The sequence below is a fragment of the Actinoplanes sp. NPDC048791 genome, from assembly GCF_040650095.1.
GTDB lineage: Bacteria > Actinomycetota > Actinomycetes > Mycobacteriales > Micromonosporaceae > Actinoplanes.
In genome coordinates this window covers 1-7,205 of sequence record NZ_JBEZGQ010000395.1, presented here as the reverse complement: position 1 = coordinate 7,205, position 7,205 = coordinate 1, and the positions used below count along the sequence as shown (strand labels likewise).

The 7,205-nt window shown below is 71.5% G+C and carries 10 protein-coding genes and 1 pseudogene; 7 read left to right on the top strand and 4 right to left on the bottom strand.

What is annotated here, in order from left to right:
- The 3 genes and pseudogenes from AB0C29_RS25645 to AB0C29_RS25635 form a co-directional block, all read left to right on the top strand.
- Positions 1 to 256, top strand: a pseudogene (locus tag AB0C29_RS25645) (ArsR family transcriptional regulator); the annotation flags it as partial.
- Entirely contained in the window at positions 253 to 990 is a 738-nt protein-coding gene (locus AB0C29_RS25640; RefSeq protein ID WP_360824858.1) for an MIP/aquaporin family protein, read from the top strand. The pseudogene AB0C29_RS25645 and the gene AB0C29_RS25640, both read left to right, overlap by 4 nt.
- Positions 987 to 1,391, top strand: coding sequence for an arsenate reductase ArsC (locus AB0C29_RS25635; RefSeq protein WP_360824855.1), 405 nt, complete (start codon positions 987 to 989; stop codon positions 1,389 to 1,391). Before AB0C29_RS25640 ends, AB0C29_RS25635 begins: the two co-directional genes overlap by 4 nt.
- Here AB0C29_RS25635 and AB0C29_RS25630 read toward each other — a convergent pair.
- Both AB0C29_RS25630 and AB0C29_RS25625 read right to left on the bottom strand, forming a co-directional pair.
- Positions 1,366 to 2,160, bottom strand: coding sequence for a hypothetical protein (locus AB0C29_RS25630; RefSeq protein ID WP_360824852.1), 795 nt, complete (start codon positions 2,158 to 2,160; stop codon positions 1,366 to 1,368). The two genes, AB0C29_RS25635 and AB0C29_RS25630, sit on opposite strands and share 26 nt — an antisense overlap.
- Positions 2,161 to 2,188: 28 nt before the next feature.
- A complete protein-coding gene (locus AB0C29_RS25625; protein WP_360824849.1) occupies positions 2,189 to 2,863 on the bottom strand; it encodes a TetR/AcrR family transcriptional regulator C-terminal domain-containing protein in 675 nt (224 codons plus the stop codon).
- Positions 2,864 to 2,913: 50 nt separating this feature from the next.
- Between AB0C29_RS25625 and AB0C29_RS25620 the strand changes: the two genes are divergently transcribed.
- Complete coding sequence (locus AB0C29_RS25620; RefSeq protein ID WP_360824846.1) at positions 2,914 to 3,573, top strand: DUF4386 domain-containing protein; 660 nt, start codon at positions 2,914 to 2,916, stop codon at positions 3,571 to 3,573.
- Here the strand turns inward: AB0C29_RS25620 and AB0C29_RS25615 are convergent.
- Complete coding sequence (locus AB0C29_RS25615; protein ID WP_360824843.1) at positions 3,519 to 4,922, bottom strand: NAD(P)/FAD-dependent oxidoreductase; 1,404 nt, start codon at positions 4,920 to 4,922, stop codon at positions 3,519 to 3,521. The genes AB0C29_RS25620 and AB0C29_RS25615 overlap by 55 nt on opposite strands.
- Before the next feature lie 212 nt (positions 4,923 to 5,134).
- Positions 5,135 to 5,476: a hypothetical protein gene (locus tag AB0C29_RS25610; RefSeq protein ID WP_360824841.1), complete on the bottom strand. Its 342-nt coding sequence runs from the start codon at positions 5,474 to 5,476 to the stop codon at positions 5,135 to 5,137.
- Positions 5,477 to 5,608: 132 nt separating this feature from the next.
- On the opposite strand from AB0C29_RS25610, the gene AB0C29_RS25605 reads away from it, so the two are divergent.
- The 3 genes from AB0C29_RS25605 to AB0C29_RS25595 all read left to right on the top strand — a co-directional run bounded on the left by AB0C29_RS25605 (position 5,609) and on the right by AB0C29_RS25595 (position 7,185).
- Positions 5,609 to 6,010, top strand: coding sequence for a helix-turn-helix transcriptional regulator (locus AB0C29_RS25605; protein ID WP_360824838.1), 402 nt, complete (start codon positions 5,609 to 5,611; stop codon positions 6,008 to 6,010).
- A 59-nt stretch (positions 6,011 to 6,069) separates the two neighbouring features.
- Positions 6,070 to 6,615 carry a hypothetical protein gene (locus AB0C29_RS25600; RefSeq protein WP_360824835.1) on the top strand — a complete coding sequence of 182 codons (546 nt, stop codon included), beginning with the start codon at positions 6,070 to 6,072 and terminating at the stop codon, positions 6,613 to 6,615.
- 159 nt (positions 6,616 to 6,774) lie between these two features.
- On the top strand, positions 6,775 to 7,185 hold the full coding sequence (locus AB0C29_RS25595; protein WP_360824832.1) for an HPF/RaiA family ribosome-associated protein: 411 nt from the start codon (positions 6,775 to 6,777) through the stop codon (positions 7,183 to 7,185).
- Positions 7,186 to 7,205: the final 20 nt, after the last annotated feature.

Here is a 7,205-nt window from a genome sequence, read left to right as displayed (position 1 = left end):
GCACCCCTGCGCGGTGCGGGTCGCCCGCCGGCACGGTCTGCGGCTCGATCCGGCCGCGACCGCGCACGTCAGCGACGTCGTGACCGACGACGATCTGATCATTGCGGTCTGCGACCGCGCCCATGAGGACCTGACTGCGACGGTACGGCCACAGCTGCACTGGTCCGTCCCCGATCCGGTACGCGCCGACACCGACGCGGCCTTCGAGGACGCCTACACCGACCTGGCCGGCCGCATCGAACGGCTCGCGGCATGACCGGCGCCGCGACCTGGCGACGGCTGCTGGCCGAGTTCGCCGGCACCGCGCTGCTCGTGACGGCCGTCGTCGGCTCGGGCGTCATGGCGACCACGCTGTCGCCGGACGACGTCGGCCTGCAACTGCTGGAGAACTCGATCGCCACCGCGTTCGCCCTGGCCGCGCTGATCCTGACGTTCGGGCCGGTGTCCGGGGCACACTTCAACCCGGTTGTCTCGGCCGCCGACTGGTTCCTCGGGCGCCGTACCGGAACCGGCCTGACCGCCGCCCAGCTGGGCGGATATGTCCTCGCCCAGACCGCGGGAGCGATCGCCGGCTCCGTGCTGGCCAACCTGATGTTCGGCCTGGCGGCGGTCGACCTGTCCAGCAAGGAGCGTGCCGGCGGGCACCTGTGGCTCGGTGAGGTCGTGGCCACGGCCGGGCTGATCCTGCTGGTCTTCGCGCTGGCCCGGTCCGGGCGGGCGGCGGTGGCTCCGGCGGCGGTCGGCGCGTACATCGGTGCCGCGTACTGGTTCACCAGCAGCACCAGCTTCGCCAACCCGGCGGTGACGATCGGCCGGGCGTGCACCGACACCTTCGCCGGGATCGCGCCCGCGTCGGTGCCGGGCTTCGTCGTCGCGCAGCTCATCGGTGCCGTGGTCGGGACCGGTCTGCTGCTCGCCCTGTATCCCGGCGTCGGCGCGGCGGCCGGCGAAGTGGTCGTCCCCGACACTTCCGAGGAGTCCGTCCGATGAGTAAGCCCAGCGTCCTGTTCGTGTGCGTGCACAACGCCGGCCGTTCCCAGATGGCCGCCGGCTGGCTGCGCCACCTGGCCGGGGACCGGATCGAGGTCCGTTCGGCCGGCTCCGCGCCCGGCCGGACGATCAACCCGGCCGCCGTCGAGGCGATGGCCGAGGTCGGCATCGACATCACCGGCCAGACGCCGAAGAAGCTCGAGTGGGAGACCGCCGAGAGCAGCGACGTCATCATCACCATGGGCTGCGGCGACGCCTGCCCGATCTTCCCGGGTAAACGCTACGAGGACTGGAAGCTCGAGGACCCGGCCGGCCAGGGGGTCGAGTCGGTGCGCCCGATCCGCGACGAGATCAGGACGAGGATCGAGAAGCTGCTCACCGAGCTGATACCGGCGACCTGACCGGTCCGCTCAGCTCTGTGCAGTGCACGATCGTCGCGTCGTCGGGTGACACCCCACCGTCGGCTTCCGCTGCCCGGACCTGATCGATGACGGCGGCGGGTCCATTCGCCGCCAGGGCGGCCAGGACCTCAGGCCAGCCGGCCAGCCCGAACTCGTCGACGATCCGGCCGGCGCCATTGCTGAGCAGAGCGGCACTGTCCAGCTCGGCGGCCGGGCAGCTGCCGGTGAGCGCCTCGTACGCCGCCCGCGGATCGTCCTTGGCCACCCAGAAGCCGCCCGGCTCGTTGCGGTGGCCGCGCAGCTCGTCCAGGACCCGCTGGTACTCCTCGGTGCCCTGGCCGGCCGCCGCCAGCGTAGGCAGATACGACCGGCTGACGGCCACCTCGCGGGGATCGTTGACCACCAGCGGCGCACCGGCCGCCCGGTCGAGCACCACAGTCGAGTCACCGAGCACGAGGTATTCGGCGCGGCCGGCGGACACCCGCAGGACGGCCACGGTCGCCGACGGACTGATCCGGCTGGCGACGTCGCAGGTGTCGCGGTGATCGCCGGTCACCCGCACGATGGCCTTCGCGAGCAGCGCCGGAAGATCGCTCTCCGGCATCAGCGCGAGCAGGCTGAGGAGGCTGCCGCCCAGCCGGGCGGCATACCAGGCGACGCCGTGCCGGCAGACCGAGCCGGCCCCGGGAATCCCGGCGCCGTCGACGACCACCGCCGCCATCGGTACGGCACCGGCGAAGTCCTCGTTCACCCGACCGGCCCCAGCCATGGCACTGACCATCGCCACCCGCACGCCGCTACCCCTGACCGCCGGTGCGCTCGATGCCGTCGAGCAGCAGATCGATCGTGAACTCGAACTCCACCTGACTGTCGCACCAGCCCAGCATCGGGTCCGCGGCGTCGTGCGCCTCGGCCGCCATCATCGCCGACAGGTGGGGGAGGGCCTCGGCCATCGCGGGCAGGTCCGCCTCGGTCGCTTCGACGTCCATGGTGCCGCCGGCCGCGGCCGGACTGAAGATCTCCTGGGCGAAGCCGAGCGCCAGACTGCCGAACGCGTGCAGCGCCCGATGGGCCACCCGGTGCGAGAAGCCGCCGGCGATCAGGGTGCCCACGATCGCGTCGTAGTACGCGTACACGCCGAAGGGGATGGTCCGGCGGGAGCTGAGCAGGCCGGGCGCCCACGGGTGGCGGAGCATGACCTCGCGGGCGGACAGGAACCGCTGTCTCAGGCTCGTACGCCAATCGCCGGTGTCCGCCGTACGCGCGACCGCCGCCTCGATCTCGCCGATGACGGTCTCGGCGAGGCCGTCGAGCAGGCCTTCCTTGCCCGGCAGGTGGTAGTAGAGCGACATCGCCTCCACGCCCAGGTCCGCGGCGAGGCGGCGCATCGTCAAAGCCTTGAGGCCCTCGGCGTCGGCCAGTGTCACCGCTGCCGCCAGCGCTCGTTCGCGGCTCAACGGCTTCCTTGACATGGGTCCGTACCTTACATCGTATGGTTGCCTTACAGCGTAAGAATCGCAGCGTGGCCCGTACGACGGGGGTTTTCTATCTCGGTCTGGCCGTGGCCGGCGGGCTCGGTTTCCTGCTCATCCGCCCGCGGCTCTTCGCCGCCGGTGATGCCGCCGCGACGCTGGCCCACCTGATCGAGCACGACGGGCTCGTGCGGGCCGGGATCGCCCTCGAACTGCTGGTCGTGCTCACCCAGGCGCTCACCGCCGTGTGGTTCTACCGGCTCTTCCGCAAGGTCGACTCGATCGCGGCCGGCAGCATCGCCGCCTTCGGTCTCGTCAACGCGGTCGCGATCCTGACCAGCGCGGCCCTGCTCGCGACCGCGGCCGACGTCGCCCGGGACCCAGTCGGCGACGCCGCGGCGGGCGTGCAGCTCATGTATCTCGTCAGTGGTCACCTGTGGACCGTGGGTGGGTTGTTCTTCGGGCTGTGGCTCATCCCGATGGGCTGGTGCGTGCTGCGTTCCGGGTCGATGCCGCGGGCGCTGGGCTGGATCCTCCTCGGCGGCGGCCTCGGTTACGTGCTCAGCCCGTTCGTCGCCTACCTCGTGCCGGCGGCGGGCGGCGTCGCTGACGTGCTCGCGCTGCCCGCCTCCGTCGGCGAGTTCTGGATGATCGGCTACTTGCTCGTCCGTGGCGCGCCGGCGGTGACCGGTGTGCGGGAGCCGGCGTAGTCGTCCGGGGCGGGCGCGAAGGGGTCGCCGTACTGGCGCATCGCGCTGCGGGCGTGGACCTGTTGCAGCGTGGTCACCCGTTCCGAACGGCCGCGGCCCAGGAAGCTGACCGCCCAGTGCAGCACCGCGGACACCCGGTTCTTGAAGCCGACCAGGTAGAACAGGTGCACCACCAGCCAGATCAGCCAGGCCGGGAAGCCCGACAGGCGCAGGCCGCCGATGCTCGCCACCGCCGAGAAGCGGGAGATCACCGCGAGGCTGCCCTTGTCGAAATAGTGGAACGGCTGCCCGCTCGGCCGGCCCGCGAGGCGGCGCTTGATCTGACCGGCCGCGTGCCGTCCGCTCTGGATCGCCACCTGGGCCACCCCGGGCAGCTGCTTGCCGTCGTCACCCGGCAGCGCCATCAGGTCACCCACGACGAAGATCTCCGGGTGGCCCGGTACGGTGCCGTCCGGCTCGACGTGGACGCGTCCGGCGCGGTCGGTCCCGGCGCCGGTGACCTCGGCCAGCCGGCGGGCCAGCGGCGGGGCGGAGACCCCGGCGGCCCAGACCTTGGTCATCGCGGGGATGCGCTCGTGGCCGCGTACGGTCTCGACCTCGATGCCCGTCGGGTCGACGCCGACGACCTTGGTGTTCAGCTCCACCTCGACGCCGAGCTGGTGCAACTCGCGCAGCGCGCGGGTGGACAGCCGGTCGCCGAAGGTGCTGAGCACCGCGCCGACCGCGTCGACCAGCACGACTCGGGCCCGGTGCGGGTCGATGTGCTTGTACTGACCCGGCAGGGTGCGGTGGGCCAGCTCGGCGATCTGACCGGCCATCTCGGTGCCGGTCGGGCCGGCGCCGACGATCACGAAGGTCATCCAGCGCTCGATGTCGGCCGGATCGGTCTGCAGGTCGGCGATCTCGAACGCGTGGAAGATCCGGGCCCGCAGCTCCAGGGCGTCGTCCACGCTCTTCATGCCGGGCGCGTCCTCGGCGAAACCGTCGTTGCCGAAGTACGACTGGGAGGAACCGGCCGCGAAGATCAGCGTGTCGTAGCCGACGGTGTAGGAGACACCCGGGCCGGCCACGTCGACGGTCTTCGCCTCGACGTCCACGTCCCGGACCCAGCCGAGCCGGACGTCGACGTTGCTCTGCTTGCGGAGGATCTCGCGGATCGGCGGGGCCACCTCGCCCTCGGAGAGAATCCCGGTGGCGACCTGGTAGAGCAGCGGTTGGAACAAGTGGTACGTCGTGCCGTTGATCAGAGTCACGTCCACATCGGCGCGCCGCAGTGCCTTGGCGGCGAACAGCCCGCCGAACCCCGCTCCGACGATGACGACCCGGTGCCTCTGCGCAGTTCCTGACATCTTCAATTCCACCCTTTCACCCAGTAGAACGCCGTGGACCGGCGGCTACTGCCCGAAAGGGGTCCCGCTGAGGTGTGATCTGCCGAACCTCACGCGCGTCGCCACCGGTCTCGTCATCAGGACGAGCCGCCACCCGAAGGCGTGACACTTCCGGAGGGCAGCCAGGTGTGATGCGTGCCTCCGTGCGCGGCCGGAGGGAGCGCTCGCAGGGATCAGGCGCGGCCGGCGCGGGTGCGGGCGGCCGGGGCCGGGGCGAAGCGGGCGAAGCCGTTGTTGCGGGTGCGCCGGACCGGGGACGGCGTGGTCACCGTCGGAGCAGCCGGGGTGGAGAGCACCGGCTGGGAGGGCTTGCTCGGTGCCACGGCCGGGGCCGGAGCCGGGATCGGCGCAGGTGCCGCCGCGGTCGGGGGCAGGCTGGGGGCCGGCGGTGGCGGCGGGGTGTAGCTGCCGGTGGGCTCGTCCGGGCCACGGGTCCAGCCCGGCCGGTAGGTCAGCAGGACGCCCGAGACGGCGCAGATCGCCAGCACGCCCATCAGGATCATTGTTTGCGTCATCCCGCCACGACCTTCCGCTCCACGCCCGAGCCGTTGGTTATCTAACCAATGACGGTAGCAGTGCCTGTGTCTTCAACCAATTGCCCAGCCGAGGTGGGCCGGATCCGATCGGACTGGGCCTATCCTTGGCCCGTGACGCCTTCCACTCCGGAGGCCGGCTTCGGCGGCTACCTCAAGGAAGCGATCCAGGCTGCGCGGTTCCCGACGCCGACGCACTTCGCCCGGGCGGCCGGCACCGATCCGTCCGTGGTGCTGCGCTGGCTCAGCGGTGAGCAGCGGCCCACCATCAGGTCCATCGAGCGGATCGCGCCCGTGCTGGGCCGCGGCATCAACGAGATCGTGGTGGCCGCCTACCCGGACCGGGTGGGCGGGTCGCCGCCGGCGCCGCTCACCTCTCCGATCGTGCACGAGCTGGGCCGGATCCTCGCCCCGGACTCACCCATCCCGGAGGCCGACCGCAAGGCGCTGGAGGCGGTGCTCGACCGGATGCTCGACCCGTACCGGAAGGTCCTGCGCCGGCGCCGGTCGGCGTGACCGTCACGATCAGCTTGCCGGGTGTCGCGCCCGGGCCCGGATATCCGTAATCTCGGACCATGACTGAGCGGGCCCGCGCCGATCATGGGTCCACCGTGGGCGGACTGCATCTCCAGCTGAGCAAACTGCTGCTCGGCTCCCTGATCGCCGCGGTGGCCGCCACCGGCGCGCTCATTCTCACCGTGATCGTCGGGATGCCACCCGGGCACCCGCCACCACCCCCGCCCGGCAGCATGCCCCCGCCGCCCCCGCTGACGACGCTCGCGGTCTTCCCGGTGATCACCGGGTTGTTCGTGCTGGCCTGGCTCGCGGTCGTGGTGGCGTTCTCCCGTGACCAGATCCTGCGCCGGATCGAGCAGCTACGCGACGGCCCGGTGACCGACGGGCGGCAGTTCGACGAGGTCCTCGCCGAGCTGCGGGCGCAGCTCGCCGCCGACCGCGAGCGGGAGCTGCACGTGCTCGAGGAGCGCATCGCGGAGCTGACCGAGGAGTACGGCGAGCAGCGGGAAACCGACGGCTACCTCAACGGCATGCGCGTGGCGACGGGCGAGGAACCCGTTTCGGCCAAGGTGCACTCGATCCGCCGCACGCCGCCGCAGCGCTGACGCGCCCAGGTGATTCGAGCGCCTCGTCCGTTTCCGCGGCCCTTCCGGCGGGGTACAGGAAGATCAGGAACATCCCCGAGCCGAAGGGTCAGCGAAGATGGTGACCGTACGACTGTGCACCACCCGGTCCGTGTCCGCCCGGCGGCAGGAGGTGCGGCGATGAGTGCTGTCGCGAATCCCGCCACCGTCGACGAGTGCCTGCGCGTGGGCGCCGGCTTCTCGCAGGGTGACCGGAACTGGATCGCCGAGCAGTTCGGCACGCTCGACGCCCGGCTCGCCGGTTTCCACGCCGACACCACCGAGCTGGAGGTGTCGGTCAAGGACCGCGAGGCCCCGGGGCAGAAGGTGACCCTGGAGTGCTGGATCGCGGGCCGGCAGAAGGTCGTCACCACCTCCTCCGAGGAAGATCTGCACGCCGCGCTCAACGACGTGCGCGACGACCTGCGCCGCAAGCTCAACGACGCGAAGACCAAGCAGGAGCCGCGGCACAACCGCCACCTGCGGGAGAACGCGCTGCCCGACCCGGCGGCGATCAACGAGGGCGATCTCCTCAAGAACGACCAGATCTGAGCGTCGCGTCCTGCCCGCCG